General features: G+C 68.4%; 2 protein-coding genes. One reads left to right on the top strand and one right to left on the bottom strand.

Going from position 1 to position 1091, the window contains the following annotated elements; all coding sequences use genetic code 11:
- Nucleotides 1-22 precede the first annotated feature (22 nt).
- On the bottom strand, nucleotides 23-676 hold the full coding sequence (locus ACIRRA_RS46090) for a TetR family transcriptional regulator (RefSeq protein ID WP_402782530.1): 654 nt from the start codon (nucleotides 674-676) through the stop codon (nucleotides 23-25).
- 129 nt (nucleotides 677-805) lie between these two features.
- Between ACIRRA_RS46090 and ACIRRA_RS46085 the strand changes: the two genes are divergently transcribed.
- The coding region (locus ACIRRA_RS46085) for a hypothetical protein (protein WP_402782527.1) at nucleotides 806-1091 on the top strand (286 nt) is incomplete at its 3' end.

The following is a 1091-nucleotide window of genomic DNA, read 5'->3' as shown; positions in this document are numbered from 1 at the left end:
GAATGTCGCCGCCTGTGCCGGGTCACATCGTTTCGGGTGTGTCACCGGGGTGTTCGTACGCCGTCAAGTGCAGTGCGGCCGGCACGGCGTCGAAAGCCTCACGGATCCGGGCGATCAGTGTGGCGCGGCCGCCGGCGCCTTCGGTGACCACCCAGTCCCGCGCAGCGACACTCCAGCATGTGGTGGCGAGCTCGGCGAGGATGCGCGGGCGCAGGTCCGCCGGATCCGAGTCCGATGCTGTGGTCAGCCGGGCCACGACCTCTTTCTCGACACCCGAACGCTGGTAGTCGATCTCGCCGAGCAGGGCCGGCGCGGTGAGTGCCAGCCGGCGCGTCGCGATGTAGCGGGCGTCCCAATCCGGCGGCAGCGCTTCGGCTCCCGCGATCAACGTGTCCCGCAGATGGTCGACGATCGGGCCCGTCGCGCGCCGATCCGCCAGCGCCGCGAGATAACTCGCCCAGAGCTCGGTCTCGGCCTCGACGGCGGCGGCCTCCTTGGTGGCGAACGCCCGGAAGAAGGTGCTGCGCGATACCTCGGCCTCGTCCACCAGGTGCTCCACCGTGGTGCGGTCGAATCCCCGCTCGGTGAAAAGCCGCAGTGCCGCGTCGGCCAGGGCTCGCCGGGTGCGCAGCCGCTTGCGTTCCCGCAGCGGCAGGGATCGGTCGTCGGAATCCATGCCGGAATCGTAGCTCAGCCGAGCCTAAGTACCAAATGAAACTAAGTAGAAATTGGTACTTGTGCACTTATGGACCTGAGTGTCAGTATTGATGTCATCACCCGGACAGCACACACCGAGGAGCACGACATGACCGCCACCACCGCCCCGACCCTGAACCCGTCGATCGTCGGCCAGGCCGAGAAGCACCACCACGCGATCCTGGTCCGCTCCCTGGCGGGCACCTCGCTCGACGAGAAGCAGTGGATCACCCTGAACGTCGCCCTGGCGGCGGGCGAACCGGTCGAGGAGCAGGCGCACATCGCCAAGGTCGCCACCATGACCCAGTTCGCCACCGCCGACGTCGAAGCCGCACTGACCGCACTCGTCGCGGCCGGCCTGCTGCGCCGCGACGGCGGCCGGATCGAGGTCACCG

Source organism: Nocardia sp. NPDC101769 (assembly GCF_044766925.1).
Lineage (GTDB): Bacteria > Actinomycetota > Actinomycetes > Mycobacteriales > Mycobacteriaceae > Nocardia.
The sequence above is the reverse complement of the archived record's forward strand: the minus strand, read 5'-3'. Positions and strand labels throughout refer to the sequence as shown.

Excerpts from the sequence above, each read along its gene's own strand:
- ACIRRA_RS46090 (WP_402782530.1), bottom strand. The coding sequence starts at position 676 with ATGGATTCCGACGACCGATCCCTGCCGCTGCGGGAACGCAAGCGGCTG.